17 protein-coding genes and 1 pseudogene are annotated in these 18,248 nt (G+C 39.3%); 7 read left to right on the top strand and 11 right to left on the bottom strand.

What is annotated here, in order from left to right; all coding sequences use genetic code 11:
* Positions 1-157: 157 nt before the first annotated feature.
* From arsB to J0M37_08955, 9 genes and pseudogenes are all read right to left on the bottom strand, one after another.
* Positions 158-1,231, bottom strand: a pseudogene (gene arsB, locus J0M37_08995) (ACR3 family arsenite efflux transporter).
* 99 nt (positions 1,232-1,330) lie between these two features.
* Positions 1,331-2,251: an arsenite methyltransferase gene (gene arsM, locus J0M37_08990; protein MBN8585219.1), complete on the bottom strand. Its 921-nt coding sequence runs from the start codon at positions 2,249-2,251 to the stop codon at positions 1,331-1,333.
* Positions 2,252-2,312: 61 nt separating this feature from the next.
* Positions 2,313-2,639 (bottom strand): winged helix-turn-helix transcriptional regulator, encoded by a 327-nt coding sequence (locus J0M37_08985; GenBank protein ID MBN8585218.1) that lies wholly within the window; start codon positions 2,637-2,639, stop codon positions 2,313-2,315.
* Between the two features lie 352 nt (positions 2,640-2,991).
* Complete coding sequence (locus J0M37_08980; GenBank protein ID MBN8585217.1) at positions 2,992-3,417, bottom strand: arsenate reductase ArsC; 426 nt, start codon at positions 3,415-3,417, stop codon at positions 2,992-2,994.
* Between the two features lie 150 nt (positions 3,418-3,567).
* Positions 3,568-4,494, bottom strand: a complete 927-nt coding sequence (locus tag J0M37_08975; protein MBN8585216.1) for a homocysteine S-methyltransferase family protein — start codon at positions 4,492-4,494, stop codon at positions 3,568-3,570.
* A 78-nt stretch (positions 4,495-4,572) separates the two neighbouring features.
* Complete coding sequence (locus J0M37_08970) at positions 4,573-5,403, bottom strand: purine-nucleoside phosphorylase (protein MBN8585215.1); 831 nt, start codon at positions 5,401-5,403, stop codon at positions 4,573-4,575.
* Positions 5,404-5,431: 28 nt separating this feature from the next.
* Positions 5,432-6,226, bottom strand: a complete 795-nt coding sequence (locus J0M37_08965; GenBank protein MBN8585214.1) for a purine-nucleoside phosphorylase — start codon at positions 6,224-6,226, stop codon at positions 5,432-5,434.
* 205 nt (positions 6,227-6,431) lie between these two features.
* Positions 6,432-7,046 carry a DivIVA domain-containing protein gene (locus J0M37_08960; protein MBN8585213.1) on the bottom strand — a complete coding sequence of 205 codons (615 nt, stop codon included), beginning with the start codon at positions 7,044-7,046 and terminating at the stop codon, positions 6,432-6,434.
* Between the two features lie 75 nt (positions 7,047-7,121).
* Positions 7,122-7,892, bottom strand: coding sequence for a YggS family pyridoxal phosphate-dependent enzyme (locus tag J0M37_08955; GenBank protein MBN8585212.1), 771 nt, complete (start codon positions 7,890-7,892; stop codon positions 7,122-7,124).
* Positions 7,893-8,046: 154 nt separating this feature from the next.
* On the opposite strand from J0M37_08955, the gene J0M37_08950 reads away from it, so the two are divergent.
* The 3 genes from J0M37_08950 (at position 8,047) to J0M37_08940 (ending at position 12,835) form a co-directional block, all read left to right on the top strand.
* Positions 8,047-9,804, top strand: coding sequence for an agmatine deiminase family protein (locus tag J0M37_08950; protein MBN8585211.1), 1,758 nt, complete (start codon positions 8,047-8,049; stop codon positions 9,802-9,804).
* Between the two features lie 72 nt (positions 9,805-9,876).
* Entirely contained in the window at positions 9,877-12,327 is a 2,451-nt protein-coding gene (locus J0M37_08945) for a T9SS type A sorting domain-containing protein (GenBank protein ID MBN8585210.1), read from the top strand.
* A 142-nt stretch (positions 12,328-12,469) separates the two neighbouring features.
* On the top strand, positions 12,470-12,835 hold the full coding sequence (locus J0M37_08940) for a nuclear transport factor 2 family protein (protein ID MBN8585209.1): 366 nt from the start codon (positions 12,470-12,472) through the stop codon (positions 12,833-12,835).
* A gap of 204 nt (positions 12,836-13,039) precedes the next feature.
* Here the strand turns inward: J0M37_08940 and J0M37_08935 are convergent, their stop codons facing one another.
* Positions 13,040-13,417, bottom strand: coding sequence for a VOC family protein (locus tag J0M37_08935; protein MBN8585208.1), 378 nt, complete (start codon positions 13,415-13,417; stop codon positions 13,040-13,042).
* Positions 13,418-13,482: 65 nt separating this feature from the next.
* Positions 13,483-14,439 carry a helix-turn-helix transcriptional regulator gene (locus J0M37_08930; protein ID MBN8585207.1) on the bottom strand — a complete coding sequence of 319 codons (957 nt, stop codon included), beginning with the start codon at positions 14,437-14,439 and terminating at the stop codon, positions 13,483-13,485.
* 195 nt (positions 14,440-14,634) lie between these two features.
* Here J0M37_08930 and J0M37_08925 point away from each other — a divergent pair, with 195 nt between their 5' ends.
* The 4 genes from J0M37_08925 to J0M37_08910 all read left to right on the top strand — a co-directional run bounded on the left by J0M37_08925 (position 14,635) and on the right by J0M37_08910 (position 18,194).
* A complete protein-coding gene (locus J0M37_08925; GenBank protein MBN8585206.1) occupies positions 14,635-15,273 on the top strand; it encodes a TetR/AcrR family transcriptional regulator in 639 nt (212 codons plus the stop codon).
* Positions 15,270-16,253 carry an efflux RND transporter periplasmic adaptor subunit gene (locus tag J0M37_08920; GenBank protein MBN8585205.1) on the top strand — a complete coding sequence of 328 codons (984 nt, stop codon included), beginning with the start codon at positions 15,270-15,272 and terminating at the stop codon, positions 16,251-16,253. The genes J0M37_08925 and J0M37_08920 overlap by 4 nt, the downstream gene beginning before the upstream one ends.
* Before the next feature lie 61 nt (positions 16,254-16,314).
* Positions 16,315-17,259, top strand: coding sequence for an ABC transporter ATP-binding protein (locus J0M37_08915; protein ID MBN8585204.1), 945 nt, complete (start codon positions 16,315-16,317; stop codon positions 17,257-17,259).
* A complete protein-coding gene (locus J0M37_08910) occupies positions 17,256-18,194 on the top strand; it encodes an ABC transporter ATP-binding protein (protein MBN8585203.1) in 939 nt (312 codons plus the stop codon). Before J0M37_08915 ends, J0M37_08910 begins: the two co-directional genes overlap by 4 nt.
* Positions 18,195-18,248: the final 54 nt, after the last annotated feature.

Raw genomic sequence — 18,248 nt, 5'->3', positions numbered from 1 at the left:
CATGGGATATGTGTATCATGAGATGATACTTTTTTGGATAAAGAAATAACCACGAATTGCACGAATTTTACAAATTATAAGAATATATAGAAAATTAAACATTTGATGAATTGGTAACCTGTTATCTTCTGCAAGGGCGACAGGCAAGCCATAAAGCCTACAGAGAATTCTTTTTATCGTACAATTTCTTTTTAAGCCAGAAGGCGGCGTTGACGAGGAGGATGAGTGCAGGGACTTCAACTAACGGACCGATAACTCCTGCAAAAGCCTGGGGACTTGATATACCGAAGACTCCGATACTGACAGCAATTGCCAGCTCAAAATTATTTCCGGCTGCTGTGAATGAGAGTGCAGCATTCTGCGAATAATCGGCCCCCAATGCCCTGCCAAAAAGGAATGTTATGAAAAACATAACAGCAAAATAAATAAGCAAAGGTATAGCTATCCTTACAACATCCATTGGAATGCTAACGATCATTTCACCTTTTAAGCTGAACATTGCAACGATAGTAAACAATAGGGCTATCAGTGTTACGGGACTTATTTTTGGTATGAACTTTTCTTCATACCACTGCCTGCCTTTAAGCTTTAAAAGAATATACCTGCTTTAAAATCCGGCAATAAATGGGATGCCAAGATAAATGAATACACTTTGTGCAATTTCTGCGATACTGATGTTAACTTCAAGTCCGGTTACCCCGAAATATGGCGGAAATATCGTGATGAAGAGCCATGCAAAAAGACTGTAGAAGAGAACCTGGAAAATACTGTTGAAGGCAACCAGGCCTGCCGCGTATTCACGGCTGCCGTCTGCGAGCTCATTCCATACTATTACCATTGCAATACAGCGCGCAAGGCCTATCATTATTAAGCCCACCATATAGCCCGGCATATCACTGAGGAAAGTTACAGCAAGTAAAAACATCAAAACCGGACCAATGACCCAGTTCATAACGAGCGATAAGCCGAGAATTTTATAATTCCGGAATATCTTTCCAAGCTCTTCATATTTTACTTTTGCAAGAGGCGGGTACATCATAAGTATCAGCCCGATTGCAATAGGAATATTTGTAGTGCCTGAAGAAAATGAATTGATAAAATCAGCGGTACCGGGTATAAAATACCCGGCGGCAACGCCGATACCCATTGCAATGAAGATCCATAAAGTCAGGAATCTATCTAAGAAGCTTAAATGTTTTCGTTCTGCCGGAGCGCAGTTATTTGCTGACATAAACTATCAATAATTTGAAATTATACTATTAAATCTTAATCAATAACTTGTTAAAGCTGTGAGACGTCCCAGCGGGACGTCTCTACAAAAAGATATTACTTATTTTTCTGCGTAAACTGTGATGCTGTATATTCCGCTTCCGGACCTGATGAACTGCTTAGCTTCATCAATTGTCATGTAATCAAGCAGAATCTGGTCAGGGATGGTAATGAGCTTTTCTTTCTGGATAGTTACATTTTTAAATCCAGCATTCTTTACGATCTCAAGGTATTCATCCTTCTGCACAGCTCCTGATACGCATCCTGCATACATTGTAGCAGCGGTTTTCATCTTAAGCGGAAGATCACCGGTAAGAACTATATCACTAATAGAAAAATGCCCGCCGGGTTTGGTTATCCTGTAAACTTCGCGGAAAGCATTTACTTTGTTTGGGATAAGGTTCATTACACAATTGCTAACAACAACATCTGCAGTATTATCTGGCAAAGGCATGTTTTCTATTTCAGCCAAATGGAACTCAACATTCGTATAACCTAACTTTGCTGAATTTGCTTTGGCCTTATCTACCATTGCGGGGGTCATATCAATTCCTATTACCCTGCCGGTATCGCCGGTTTCAGCTCTTGCCACGAAACAGTCATTGCCTGCACCTGAGCCGAGATCGACAACTGTATCCCCGGCTTTTATCTTAGCGAATTCAGTCGGCAAGCCGCAGCCAAGGCCAAGATCTGCATCGGGATTGTAACCTTTCAGATGCTTGTATTCATCAGCCATGATTGTGTAGGTAGTATTATCGCCGCAGCAGGATGATGTAGAGCCGCAGCATGATGATTCGTTTTGCTCTTTAGACTGTAAAGCGATTTGTGAGTATTGCTCTTTAACTATTTCTTTAAGCTCTTCTTCTGATTTTTCTTTTGTGAGATCTTTTTCAAGAATTGCTGTATCTATTGTATCATCGCTGCAGCATTCGGGTCCGCAGCAGGATTTTTCTTTTGATTTTGTTTCTTCTAATGTGTTCATTTGTTTAACAATTTATTTGAGACGTGCCAGCGGCAAGTCTATACAGTTAATTAATTTATATTTAACAACAAACCGGTTTTTCTGTGTGAGTGAAAGTTGGTTCAAGCATTTGTTTGAACTTTTTCCATTTTTCGGGATTGAGGCAGTAGCAAATTGAATTGCCTTCAATATTTCCCTGTATGAGTCCCGCGTTTTTAAGCTCTTTTAAATGCTGCGAAACTGTTGCCTGCGCAAGCGGTATTGCATCTACTATACTTCCGCAAACACAGCTTGCCTGCGTTGATAAGTATTCAATGATAGCCACTCTTGCCGGGTGTCCCAATGCTTTGGCAAATGCCGCAAGCTCATTTTGTTCTGTTGTGAATTTATCTGTTTTAGTGAGTCCCATATATTTCCTTATTGTCTTATTGCAATATTACGATAAAGAAATTATAAAAAAAGGGATTAATTTATCCCTTAATTTCGAGTTACTTTACTTTATGTTGTTTGCTAATTGCAGCAACCTTTACTTAACTGTATTGGCGGACACTTTACCGAACCATAGCTGCAAAAGATACAGCAATCTCCTACCTTAGGTTTTAATATAGTTTTACATTTTGAACATTCATAGAAAATCAGGCAGGAATTCTGCGGCATTATTTCCTTCTTTTGAAATCCGCAATCGGGGCATGTAATAATTGAATCTGAAATTATATTCATTTAATAATTAAAACTAACTACAATTCATAGAAATTAAAAACCTAAAATGATCTCACCCATTCATCAATTTTTTCTTTGATCTTATCGCGGACATTTTCTGTAAACAGAAGCTTATCCTCATCCCTTCCTTTGAAAGCAGAAGGATCCGGGAAAGACCAGTGCAGCCGTTTTGTTATACCAGGGAAAACCGGGCAGCGTTCAGCGTTCGATTCATCGCATACTGTAATAACATAGCTGTAAATTTTGCCCTCTTTAAAAAGATCAAAAACAATATCGGTTTTATTTTTTGAAATATCTATACCCCACTCCCCCATTGCTTTTACGGCAAACGGGTTCAGTGAGCCGGCTTCAAAGCCGGCGGATTCCGCCGAAAATTTCTCGCTGTAATAATGATTTATAATAGCTTCAGCCATCTGGCTCCGCGCGCTGTTGTGAATGCAGACGAATAATACCTTAATTTTATCCATATCTGCAAAAATAAAAATTTATTGTTAGGAAAATGTTAAGGGAAGATAAGTTAAATTAATCCTTACGAAACTGAAGTTTCGTAAAGTGAAGTAAATCAGCACTGACACAGTCAATGCACTCCAAGAAAGGCTCAAGTTATTATAAACGAATTATTTTTTCTTTAGCGAGCTTAGTTTCGCAATGTAGAGCGGATTCGTTCCGCAGCAGCCGCCTATCATTCTGACACCCATTGATTTCCATTTCTGCGCATACTTTAAATATTCATCCGGTGAAACGGTGCGTTTCATCGGGTCGTTTTCTTTATGTTTGGGGTCTGCCTTATAATTTGGATCGCCGATATTTGCGTAAACACCCAGCGGAATTTCAGTCAGTGTTTTTAAATGTGCTATAACAGGCTCAACCATATGCGGGTGAATGCAGTTTACACTTAAAATATCCGGTGTATATTTATTGATAATGCTGACAGCTTCGCTTAACGGTTCACCTGAAAATAATTCTTTATCACTGCGCGGAGTAATGCTCAAAATATTATCAAGCCCGAATTTATGAAGCTGGTTCAGAACCGCTGAAATTTCACGGATGTTCGTTATAGTTTCAGCTATAAAAAGATCAACCCCGGCATCTGCGAGATTTTTCATGTGTTCGTAATGTTCAGTGCAAAGTGTATCGGTATCGGGGGTAAGATCAGGGCGGTAGCTGTCTTCAAGGGGAGCAATACAGCCTGCAACCATAACTTCATCTTCCTCGGCAGCTATCATTACAGCATCTTTAGCAAGATCAACTGCGTCTGCTGTGAAGTGTTTCGCAGTATCGGTATAATCCATTTCTTTATACCTGTGCCCTGCCTTTTCATAGGTCCTTCGCTGGGTACGGAAAGTATTGGTAGTGATTATATCAGCGCCTGTATCAATATTATCGATATGGATGTGCCGTACAGTATCCGGCTTATCTATCAGTGCCTGCGCGCTCCATAAAGGCAGCTTAACGCTTAATCCTCTTGTCTGAAGCTCTGTTCCCATAGCGCTATCAAGTATGATAGTCCTGCCGGCTGCGAGTAATTCTTTTAATGCGCCCATAATATTTATAGACCCTCACCCCCCAGCCCCTCTCCCGGAGGGAGAGGGGGGAGGATATTCTTAAATTTATTTTTCCACTTAGTCAATCTGTTTGATCAGATCAGCCAGTATTGGAGCAAATGCTTTTTCAGCTTTTGCCCTGTTCTTGTTTTTTTCTTCGGGTGAAATTTCTTTGAGTCTATCTGCAACAAGCTCACGGGTAAGCATACAGAATGCAGCGCATTTCATTCCAGCATGAACCATTGCGATATTTTCAGGAACGAGTGAATAGCCAAGAATATCAGCGCCTGTTTCACGGTAAAACCTGCATTCAGCTTCTGTTTCGGTTTCGGGTCCCGTAACACCCAGGTAAACCGAAGGAAAATATTCAAACTTCTTTTCCCTTAAAAATACGGAAATATTATTATACCATTTTTCATCGTAAGGATCGCTCATATCAGGAAATCTTGTACCAAGAGTGCTGTCATTTTCACCTATCAGCGGGTTATCACCCATGAGGTTAATATGATCGTAAACAAGGGCTACTCCCCCGGTTTTAAAACGTGGATTTAAGAATCCTGCTTCATCAACAACAATAACATTTTTTACCCCAAGCTCATTTAAAACATAAACCGGGTGCGCGGTTTCGCGCATACTGTAACCGCTGTAAAAATTAAGATGACCGTTTAAAATATAAAAATTCTTTTTTCCATCTTTAGAACCGGCAAAAATAAATTCTCCGCCTTCATTTTCACCGGTGTTGAATGCAGGGGGAATATCAGAATACCTGATCTTTTTTACAATTTTGTAATCCTTCAAAAACGAGGGATCTTTATAAGTAATAACCGCAAAGCTTGCTTTGCTTTTAAACGGTGAGCTTGCTTTTATAAAATCAGCGGAAAGCTTAATTTGGTTTTTCTGTTCTGTCATTTAATCAGTGTATAAAATGAACATAATTTTAATTAAAAGAAAGCATTTCAATTGTCCTGCGTGTAAGCAGTGTCATTTTGGGCTCAGCCTCGGCTGCTGCTTCCAATATTTCAGCAAGTACAGCAGGCTTTAGAGTATCGGGTAATCCCATATCCGTTATAATTGAAAGTCCAAGTGTTTTAATACCGAGATTCGAAGCAACAGTCGCTTCAGGAATGGTTGACATACCCACGGCATCAGCACCGAATTTGCGCACCATTGCGTATTCCGCTTTGGTTTCCAGGGCGGGACCGTGAAGGGAAAGGTACACACCTTTGCGAACGCTTATTTCATTCATAAGCGCAGCTTTTTCAGCAAGGGCAATCAGCTCACTGCTGTAAAGCGGTTTATTATAAGAGGGGAATTTAAAATTTTTAAGCGGGCTATCATAATGGAAATTTATATGATCGCGCATTATCATCAGGTCAGCTTTTTTATAAACCGGATTCAACCCTCCGCAGGCGTTTGAAACTATCAGAGCTTTAACACCCATTTGTTTCATTATCCTGACGGGGTAAGTAATTTCTTCATGGGAATAATTTTCGTAATAGTGAAACCTGCCCTGCATTACAACGGCGTTCATGCCGGAAATTTCTCCCAGTATCAAATTGCCGTGATGAGATTCTACTGTAGAAACCGGGAAATGCGGAATTTCCTTGTAATCGATGCGGTGGTGAATGTTGATATCTTTTACCAGTCCACCAAGTCCAGTGCCGAGTATTATACCAACATCGGCGGTATAACCGCCTGTATGATTCTGCAAAAAATCATGGGTAGCTTTTATATGGTCATCATTACGAAGAACTTTTCTCAATTTTAATGTGGTATTTGAATTAAATCAATTTGAGATTAAAAATCAAAATTCAAAATTAGCTGCTAAAGCCTGAATATTTTCGTAAAACTAAACCACGACCTTAAGGTCGTGGCAATTATTGTATGCAAAAGCAATTAAAGACCAACAACAGGAGTTCGGTTTTATTTACTTATTATTATTTGCTGCTTTGGTCATCAAGTCCCATATTTAAGCTGCCCAAATTGAGACCGAAAGTATTGGAAGGAAGCTCTTCTCTGACAGGTTCGCTTTCTTTAACTTGTTCCATAGATGCAATATTATTTTCAAGCTTAAAAATCTTCCTATTGCGCTGGTATTCTTCGATGGAATTGAGCTTTTCAACCAGGTAATTTTTAATGTCATCAATTACAGCTTCATTTTTATTTTTCAGCTCTTCGAGCTCCTGCCTTAAGTTCAGGAATTCCTCATGAGCCTGTACCTTTGTTTTGCTTGAAAGTATCTCAGCTTCCTTTATGATAAGCTCCGCCCGTTTCTTGGCGTTATCAAGTATATCCTCAGCCATATCCTGTGACTTCACAATAGCCTTCTGGAAAGTTTTTTCATTTTCGCGGTAAACATTGATCTCTGAAGTAAGCTCTTCCTTTTCTTCAGTAAGCTTTGCTGCCTGCTCTTTGAGCATTTCTATTTCCCTGAACAGGTTTTCAACGGTATTGCCAACAGTATCAAGATATGCTTCAACTTCGCTGACATCGTAACCTCTCATCGTTTTTTTGAATTCCTGTTTTTTGATGTCGATTGCTGATAGTCTCATTTTATTATTCCCTTTTAGTGTATGTTGTTGCTGATAGTTTGTTTTTCGTTTGAACTTCTGCTGCTGTAATTCAAATTAACGGTTTCCGAAGATTGCTGAGCCGATGCGCAGCATGTTTGAGCCTTCTTCGATTGCGATATCATAATCTGATGTCATACCCATTGATAGATACTTCATATCAACCCCGGGTATATTATGGCTTTTTATCTCTTCGAATAATTCCTTTAACTGCCTGAAATTTCCTCTGACAATTTCGCGCTCAGCGGGATCTTTTTCGTTATTCATAATTTTGCCGACAGTCATTAAGCCTTTCAGCTTGATATTTTCGAACTGCGAAATTTCCTTTGCAAGCATCAATGCGTATTTGGGATCACAGCCTGATTTCTGATCTTCACCTGATGTATTAACCTGCAGCAGGCATTTGATCTTAACCTCAGCCTTCGCAGCTTCAGCCTGTATTTTCTGTGCAAGCTTAAGGCTGTCTAAAGAGTGTATCATAAAAACAAAAGGAACTATGAACTTTACTTTATTAGTCTGCAGATGACCGATCAGGTGCCAGTGAATAATTCTATCCCTGAACTCAGGTTCCTTTTGAAGCAGTTCCTGCACACGGTTCTCACCGAAATCGAGCTGGTTATAATCCAATGCTGAACCAATTGCATCAGCAGGAAAAGTCTTGCTGACTGCAATTATATATATTTCTTTGGGATCGCGCTCTATACTGCCGCAAACCCTGGAAATCTTCTGTTTGATCTTTAACAGGTTATTTTCTATATAATCGTATTGCCCGCCCAAATTTTCCGTTATATTACAGAATTCCTGTAAAAATATCATTTCAACAGGCAATATTCAAGATAAATAGTATTTTATCAGAAAGAATGAAAAATTCTGATTAATTGGAATAAAAAGATATAAATAATATTGTTAATGTTTGATTAAATATATTCGTTGTAACACTGAATAAATTTACGTATTATTACGCCCAATATCATTAAAATTTATGAAAAAAGTATTACTGATTTTTGCAATATTTATTGCATTTAAAGCCTTCGCACAGGAAAGTTTCCTTCCTCATTACCCAACTGCTCTGGAATTACAGCAAATGGAATATTTAAGAAATAATCCAACACCTCCGGTGTTAATGGATCCTAATCCCCCGCCGGGTCCGGTTAGAACAATGGCTGAATGGGAAGAACTGCAGGCACTGCAGATTACATGGACGGCGCAGACTGCAATTTTAAGACAGATAGTAGATTATGCCCAGGAAGAATGTATGGTGTATATTATATGTTCAGATTCAAATGCTGTGAAAACATACCTGACAAACGGCGGAGTACCGCTTACCAATCTGAAATTTTTGATAACTTCATTCAACAGTATATGGTGCAGAGATTACGGTCCGTGGACGGTTTATTCACAAAATATAGATACTTTAAGAATTATAGACTGGAAGTATAACCGCACAGCGCGTCCGCAGGATGACGCTACACCGGTATTTATTGCCAATACAATGGGAGTGCCGATACACCAGACCTTAATTGCACCGAATGACCTTGTAAATACAGGCGGTAACTTCATGGCTGATGGACACGGCACAGCTTTCGCATCTAAACTGATATTAACAGAAAACGGCGCGGGAAATCCATACGGCGTATCAGTTAAAACTGAAAGCCAGATAAACAGCATTATGAATTCATATATGGGAATAAGCAGGTATATTAAAATGGATATACTGCCTTATGACCAGATTCATCATATTGATATGCATATGAAACTGCTTGATGAAGAGACGCTGCTTGTGGGCCAATACCCAACAGGCGTAGCAGACGGTCCGCAAATAGAGCTGAACCTTCAGTATGTGCTGAATAACTTTCAGACCTGTTTTGGTAAGCCGTACAAAGTTTTAAGAATACCAATGCCGCCGCATAACGGCAACTATCCGCCAACCGGAAATTACAGAACATATACAAATTCAGTTTTTGTAAATAAAACAGTTATTGTACCAACCTATGAACTTCAGTATGATACAACTGCTCTAAGAATTTACAGGCAGGCTTTGCCCGGATATAATGTTGTTGGAATTGACTGCAATGCGATAATTCCATCGCTTGGCGCTATACATTGCATTACCAAGGAAATAGGCGTAAACCAGCCAGTATTCATATCACACTCAGCTTTAAGAAACACTAATAATACTTCACAGCCTTACGAAGTAAAGGCGTATATAAAGCATAAAAGCGGTATCGCAAATGCAAGAATGTACTGGTCACTTGATACAGCAAGCGGATTTACACAGGTAAATATGACAAACATCGGCGATACATTCAGAGCGAATATACCCGCTCAGCCCCTGAATACTAAGGTATATTACTATATATCTGCAACATCGGTAAGCGGAAAGACTGTAACAAAACCGCTGCCAGCTCCAAGGGGAAATATCCAGTTCACAGTTACAAACGTAACGGGTATTGAACCAGTAGCAGCGGGAATTCCGGATAGATTTTCACTGCATCAGAATTATCCTAACCCGTTCAATCCGGTTACAAAGATAAAGTTTGATATAGCAAAAAATACAAATGTTAAGCTGAGTATATATGATATAACAGGCAAAGAAGTATTGAAGATAACCGACGCGTATATGACAGCAGGTTCATACAGCTACCAGTGGAATGCTTCGGGTTTCGCCAGCGGAATATATTTCTACAGGCTTGATGCCGGGAATTATTCGGAAGTTAAAAAAATGATACTGGTAAAATAAATTATTTACCAAAGTTCAAAAAGTTTTTTAGGCTCAATTAAAAATTTATCCATAAAACTAAACAATCACAAATTGAAAAAAGCATTATTGTTCTTTTTTATTGCTTTATGCGTTTCAAATGTATATTCACAGTTTTCAGAGCAGCAATCAATAGCAGTGCCTCCCCCGTTTTTGAATGTTTCTCCGAACGGGACAAGTAGCCAGGTTGAAATAATCAACGGCTTCGATAATATTTTCCTGGGCACAGATTTTGGCGAGCCGTATATTGCTACAAACCCAAGAGATAAGCTTAACAGCATATGCGCATTCAATACCAACGGGTTATATTACACTCTTGATGGATATAACTGGATTAGAAACAGTCCAACATTTATAGGGTTCAGCATTTTAGGTGATCCTGTTATGGCGTATGACAGTCTTGGCGTTTGTTATTACGCACAGCTGTACCAGAACGGTTCAACCTACGGCATAGCAGTTATGAAAACTACTAATAAAGGAGTTAACTGGGTTGGTCCTTACAACGTTTACAATACAACAGCAGGGTTAAGTGATAAGGAATGGATAACCGCAGACCAGACAGCGGGTCCATACAGCAATAATGTATATGTTTGCTGGAGGCAGTTCGGCGAAACTGGCATGCGTTTTGTGCGAAGCACAAACGGAGGGGTGAACTGGTCAACTCCGCAAACATTTATTGGCGGTCAGGGCGCTTATGTTTCAGTCGGACCCAACGGTAATGTACAGGGCGGCAGCGTATATTTTGCTTCAACACAGGGCGGCGGTATATATGTCAACCGATCAACTGATGGCGGTGTGAATTTTACACCCCAGGTAGTAGCCGCAGTTGTAAATCCGCCGGGGGTTTTCTGTGCCGGCAGATATACTGTTAAGGATTGCATCAGGAACAATGAATTCCCGAGAATGGCAGCTGATAACAGTTTTACAGCTACAAGAGGAAATGTTTATGTGGTGTTTGCGGCAAATCCGACCGGACCCGATAACGCAGATGTATTTCTTATCAAATCAACCGATTATGGTGTTAACTGGACATCGCCGTTAAGAGTGAACGATGACGCAACAATAACAGACCAGTGGCTGCCATCTGTATCAGTTGATAATGCAACAGGAAAAGTTTTTGTCTGCTGGTATGATTCACGTATGGATGAAGCAAGCAATCTGCAGACAAGGCTTTACGCCGCAGTTTCTACTAACGGCGGGAACAGCTTTATGACCAATGAAAATGTTTCTGATGTATCATTTAATCCAAACAGCATGGCTGTTGGCCAGCCTGGCGGCGAAAAATATATCGGTGATTATATAGGTAATTCCGCAATTGGCAATACAAGCTATAATGTGTGGATGGACGGCAGGAATAACAGTTTAAGAAGTTATGTAGGATACTATCCTGATTACGCTATGACAACAAGTCCAGCTTTCAGGAATTTGCAGAATGGTGACAGCACAACTTTTACAGTAACAATACCGGGAATAAAAGGACAGTTCAATGAGCGGGTTAAGTTCAACGCTTATGTTGATACATTGCCGCAGAGCGGCAGCCTGCAGATAACTTTCGCTAACGGAAAGGATTCAATATCTGCTTTTCCTGATTCAGTTACAGTAAAAGTAAAAGCTGTTGGAAGTGTTACTCCCAGAAATTACAAATTAAATATAAGAGGCAGAAGCTCTCTTAATGGCTCAAATATTCATATAAGAACAGTTGACCTGCTGGTTAACTCTTCATACCTTAATATCGGGACTAACAGGGGCAATATTTGTGAATTCAAAGTAAACGGGGTTCAGTATAACTCGTCTCAAAGCCTGGTCTTTCCCAACGGATCACAGGTGACTGTGCAGGCTATAAGTCCAAAGACAGTTGGTTTCAACAGGTATGTGTTTGTTAACTGGTCTGATAACGGTGATACAACTCACCAGGTTACAATTAACAGCAATACAACTTTAACAGCAAATTATAAAATTCAGTTCAGGGTAGCAGTAGTATCATCGGTAGCAAATACTTTTGGCGATGGTTACAGCGATTCAGGCTCAACTGTTCAGTTTGGCGTTCTTTCCAGAAATATAATTTTCAACGGCACACCATATTCTTTCAGAGGCTGGACAGGCAATGGTACAGGCTCTTATACGAGCTCTGACAGCACGGGAAATGATACTGCTGTATCTGTTTTGATAAGGAACCCGATAGTAGAAACAGCAAGATGGACCGTACCGATCGGTATACAGAATATTTCCAGTGAGCTGCCAACGGAATATAAGCTGCATCAGAATTTCCCGAATCCTTTCAACCCGGTTACAAATATCAATTTTGATATTATAAAACAGGGTGTTGTAAAGATAACAGTGTATGATCTGCTTGGAAGAGAAGTTGAAACAATTGTTAACCAGGATATGTCACCCGGCAGATACAGGCTTGATTTCAACGCAACCAATTACGCAAGCGGTATGTACCTGTACAGAATTGAAACCGGTGACTTCAGTGATGTAAAGAAGATGCTGATAGTGAAGTAAAAAGAAGGCAAAAGGCAAAAATTAAACTAAAGCCTGCTTAAATTAAGCAGGCTTTTTGTTTTTCATTTTATTTTAATTTTATGACAAATATCTTTGTGGTAATCATAAACTATTAATTATTATATAATAAGAGGAAATATAAATGATCACAGATACAAGAGCATGGATTGAATCAATAGGCAAAACTATTGACGCAAAGGATGCAAAAGGATTTTCAGAGTTCTGCACGGAAGACGGTGAATTCAGGTTTGGTAATGCAGAGCCGGTATTCGGCAGGAAAAACATTGAAGATTATGTTGCTGCGTTCTTTGGAATGATTGGCGGCAGTAAACATGAAATCCCGAACTGCTGGAATACAGGCGATCACATTATCTGGGAAGGCAAAGTTACCTACACAAGGCTTGATGGTAAAGTAGTGCCGGTAAACTTCACAAATATATTTTATATGGAAGGCGACTTGATTAAAAGATATTTAATATTTATCGATAATACTCCCCTGTTTGCATAGGGTTTTTTATCCAGAGTTGGTATTTATTGACCTTCGACTCCGCTTAGGGCGACCAATAAAAAGTTATAAACAAAAAATAGAAAATATATAAAATTAAATCCGGCAGGTTTTGAAACCTGCCGGATTTTTGCTGTTAATAATGGCTCTATTTATGAGATCCTTCGCGAATTACAGCTTCGCTGAAATTCGGTCAGGATAATTGTGTTATTTCCTTGGAGGAGGGGTATGAAGAGCAACTTTGTTGCCTTCAGTATCCATGAAAATAGCGAAGTCGCCAATTTCAGGAGTAATAGGTGTTCTGGGAACAACAACATTTCCGCCGGCTTTGCCGATTCTTTCGATAACTTCATCAATGATGCCATCAGCATTAAGATAGATCATAGCGCCTTTATCGCTTGGTGTGTAGCCTTCACCGTGAACAATAGCGCCGCTTACGCCCTGTCCATCGGATGGAAGAAAGCCCATACGGTAGGGTCCCATCATCTGGTCTTCGATCTTAGCTTCGAATATCGCTTCGTAAAATTTCTTTGCCCTGTCAAAATCAACAACAGGCAGCTCAAACCAGTTTATTGTGTTTCTCATGGTGTAAAACCTTTCTGAATTAAGTTAATAATTATGATAACAAACATACTCAAACAGCCCGAGACTCACTTCTTAATTCTTGCTAATTTATGTTCAAAGCTGTTATAATCTTTCCGCATCACCTCAGGTGATATACCGTATTTTTGCTTAAACAGCCAGCTGAAGGAGCTTAAGCTCTGGAAACCGACGGCAAAACAAATTTCTGTAATTGAAAGCTGTGATTTCATTATCATACTGGAAGCGCGTGCGAGCCGCTTATATGTAATATACTGGTAAGGAGTTTCATTGAAGACTTTTTTAAATAAACGCAGAAAGTGAAAATTGCTCATGCATGCTGCTTTTGCGGCATCTTCAATTTTTATCTCATTCATGTAATTTTCATCAATGTAATCTTTGGCATTATTGATGCGTTTATACAGCTCAATTTTTGTGGAGCGTTTAGCGGCAGGAATGCTTTTAATTTCCTCACCCACCTGTTTATGTATTTCAAGCAGTACCTTCAGCATCAAATAAAGCTCTTCATCAAGCCACTGCTGGTCATCAAATCCTTTTTTTGCCGCCAGGCAGAATTTATAAATAAACGGCATCAGCCTTCCGTCAAACGGATAGATCATTTCCATAAAAGTAACAGGCTGTTCTGAAATAACAGTATTGTTATGTTCATTGTTAAGTATGTTTTCATCGCTTGCAGCAAGGCTGCGAAGAACTTCTTCGGCAAATGCCGGGCGAAAAAAAACGCCAAGTGTTTCGCTCTCAGTTTCTGATTGAATGCGCGCTGAATATTTCTGTCCCGCATTGAATATCAGGTAACTATTTGGCTGAACTCTGTAACTGCGCTGTTTGGTTGCAAAGTATTCTTCACCGCGGATAGTATATTTAAGCGTCAAAGGTCCCGTATGCAGCGGGTAATAAGCGGAATTGGTCTTATTGTAAATTAACATATTGGGCCATTTATGCTCAGGGCATGGCGAATTTATATCAAATCCGGGTTTGGTATAATCTGGGTATCCTAGAAGTATCATAATATTATTGATGAAGGCAGGCAATTTTATCATTAAATCCGCAATTATACAATGTAAAATAAATATACATGTTTTTAGGTTAACTGCCTGAAGATCAAGTATACCTATTTATTACTTGACATATCTTTAATGTTATATTATCTTTGGAAACTAATAGAACGATAATCGTTTCCATTGTATTAATAAAAACATGAAATGATAACCGAAGAATTTAATATTACCAATTTAAACATCCTGCCGGAAGATAAGCTTAAAATTATTAATTACGCCCAGGATAGATTCTTTAAAGAAGGATTTTATAAGATCACTATGGATGAAATATCCAAAGAGCTTGGAATGAGCAAAAGCACTTTATATAAATACTTTCCTTCCAAAATAGAGCTGCTTGATGAGGCGATACAATTACTGATTAAGGGAGTTAATTCAAGGATCTCTGCAGCAATCGTAAAAGATGTTAACGCTGTAGATAAATTCGTGATGATAATTCGCGTACTAACCGCTACTATTACCAAGTTCAGCGATAAATTCATGAGCGACCTTCAGCATCATGCTCCGCAGATATGGGTAAAAGTTGATGAGACAAGGAAAAAACTCTTATACCAAAATATTTCAAAAATAATAATACTGGGCCAAAAAGAAGAGCTGATAAAAAAGTATCCGCCTGAGCTGATAATTACTTTAATAACCGGCGGAATAAGAGGTGTAGTAAATCCGCAATTTTTAATCGCTACCCGCTTCAGCTACAATGATGCAGTTCATTACGCTTTTAAAATACTTTTATACGGAATACTGACAGAAAAAGGACAGGTAATTTTTAAAAAAATAAAATTATGAAAAGGAAATTAATTTTAATTCCCGCAGCTGCCGCTGTTTTGCTGCTGATTGTATTTATCAGCTCATGCGGCAACGGCAAAGATACCAATTCAATAAACTCTTCGGGCACAATTGAATCGGTTAATGTTACGATCAGCAGCAAAACATCAGGTACTATAAATAAGATAAATTTTAAAGAAGGTGACAGGGTAAAAAAGGGCGACCTGCTTGTTGAAATAAGCCATGACCTTCTAGATATTCAATTGCGCCAGTCAGAAGCCGGTGTTGAGCTTGCCAATGCGCAGCTTAAGCTGCTAAGGAGCGGAGCTAGGCGGGAAGATATAAAACAATCAGAAGAGCTTGTGAAGCAGGCAAAGATAAATATGGAGCTTGCCAGGCAGGATAAACAGAGAGCTGAAGAGCTTTTCAGGCAGGATGCTACTACCAAAAAACTTTATGATGACGCAATTGGGAGATATGACCTTACTGTAACACAATATAATTCTGCAAAAGAGAATCTGGCTAAAGTTAAAACAATAATCAGACCCGAAGAAATTGAACAGGCTCAGGCAAACCTGAAAAAAGCAGTATCAATGGTTGACCTGCTGAAGCAGAATATTGAAGATTGTAAGGTTTACGCGCCCAGCGACGGATTTGTATCGAAGAAATTCATAGAAGAAGGTGAAAACGCCGTTATGGGCGGCTCCTTATTAAGGCTCAGCAACCTGGAAACAGTGAACCTGGTGATATACATTCCCGAAACAGAGCTTGCAAAAGTTAAGCTTGGGCAGGAAGCGGAAATTAAAATTGACGCATTTAAAGATAAGGAATATAAAGGTAAGATAATTTTCATATCACCTGAAGCGGAATTTACACCAAAAAACATACAGACACCGGAAGAACGAACGAAGCTGGTTTTTGCTGTAAAGATAGAAATACCGAATCCGCAGTTTGAGCTTAAACCGGGACTGCCGGCAGATGCGAAGATCAATTTTCAATGAACAATCAGCTATGTACATTGGATATAATAAATGAAATATTATTTAAAAAAATTATTAAGCTATCGAACAGGCGATTGAAATAAAGGGATTAAGCAAAGCTTTCGAAAATATCAAAGCAGTTGATGATATATCGTTTACTATTGGCAGAAAAGAAGTTTTCGGATTAGTGGGTCCAGATGGCGCCGGCAAAACAACCCTTATAAGAATGCTTTGCGGCTTGATAAAGCCTGATAGCGGAACGGCAGAATTACTTGGCTACGACCTGTTAAAACAAACCGGAAAAATTAAAGATGAAATCGGCTACCTTTCGCAGAAGTTCAGTCTTTATGCTGATCTTACAATTGATGAGAATATAGAATTCTTTGCAGAGCTTCACGGGGTTAAGAATTATAAAGCAAGACGCAATGAGCTGCTTGAATTCACCCGGCTTGAACAGTTCAGGTCAAGGCTGGCCGGAAGGCTCTCAGGCGGTATGAAACAAAAGCTTGCGCTTGCCTGCACACTTATACACAAACCCAAAATTATTTTTTTAGATGAGCCGACAACAGGCGTTGACCCGGTTTCAAGGCGTGACTTCTGGAAAATACTTAGTGAGCTTCATAATGAAGGGGTTACAATAGTAATTTCAACTCCATACATGGATGAAGCTGAACGTTTTAACAAAATTGCTATGGTGAATAACGGAAGGCTTTTAATGAATGACTCCCCTGCCGCTATAAAAGGCTCGATGGGAAAAATAATTGCGGAAATAGTAACGGATAATTTAAGAGAAACATATAATATCCTTTTAAGCAGGCACAGTGATGAAGCGCAGCTATTTGGTGACAGGATAGATATTGCTTTGAACAATGAAGAAGAATTCAGCAAAATAGAATTTATATTATCAGAAAATAATATTAAACTGATCAACAGCAGAATTAAACCGGTTTCACTTGAAAATGTTTTTATTCATGTTTTAAATAACCCCTACCCGGCATACCCAATTGAAGCGGGAGCAGAAAATTGAATTCAATAAAAGTAAATAATTTAATAAAGAAGTACGGAAAGTTCACATCAGTTGATAATATTTCATTTGAAGTGAAGGAGGGAGAGGTTTTTGGTTTTTTAGGCGCTAACGGCGCGGGGAAATCGACAACTATCAAAATGCTGTGCGCCATACTTGAACCGACAAGCGGCGATGCATTGGTAGCGGGATACAGCATTAATAAGGAACCTGACCTTGTAAAACGAAATATTGGTTATATGTCCCAGAAGTTTTCATTATACAGTGATCTTACAGTTGAAGAGAACATTAATTTCTTTTCAAGCATTTACGGTCTTGAAGGCAACAAGCTTGCCGAAAGGAAACAATGGGTGTTAAAAACCGCGGAACTTGAAGACAGGAAAGATTCAATTACCGGGACACTTTCCACCGGGTTTAAACAAAGGCTTGCGCTGGGCTGCGCAGTTATTCATGAGCCTAAGATAGTTTTTTTAGATGAGCCGACAGGCGGCGTTGACCCGGTTTCAAGGAAAAATTTCTGGGACCTGATAAATGATCTTTCAAACAAAGGTATAACTGTATTTGTAACTACCCATTACCTGGATGAAGCGGAATTCTGCAACCGGATAATGATGATAGACGCTGGTAAAATAATCGCAGGTGGCTCACCGGGTGAGCTTAAGGCAAAATATCTTACAAACACGATATTTGAAGCCGAGTGCTCTCAGCCGGACAGGGCAATAAATATTCTGGATACCTTACCCTGGATAAAAAGCACAGCCTTTTTCGGGGAGTATATACACATTACACTCAAGAAAGATGAATTGAATAATTCTGAAGCCAGGGAAAAGGAAATAAAGGATATTCTAACCCTATCAGGCATTGAAGTAAAAAGAATTGAAAGAATATCACCTTCTCTGGAAGATGTATTTGTTAATCTGCTGGAGAAGGAAGGTTAAAATGGAATATGGGCGAGGAACTTTAGCGACGTAGCAATCCCGTAAATTTAATGA

The sequence above is a fragment of the Ignavibacteria bacterium genome, assembly GCA_017303675.1.
Taxonomy (GTDB): Bacteria; Bacteroidota; Ignavibacteria; order Tepidaquicellales; family OLB5; genus OLB5.
The sequence above is the reverse complement of the archived record's forward strand: the minus strand, read 5'-3'. Positions and strand labels throughout refer to the sequence as shown.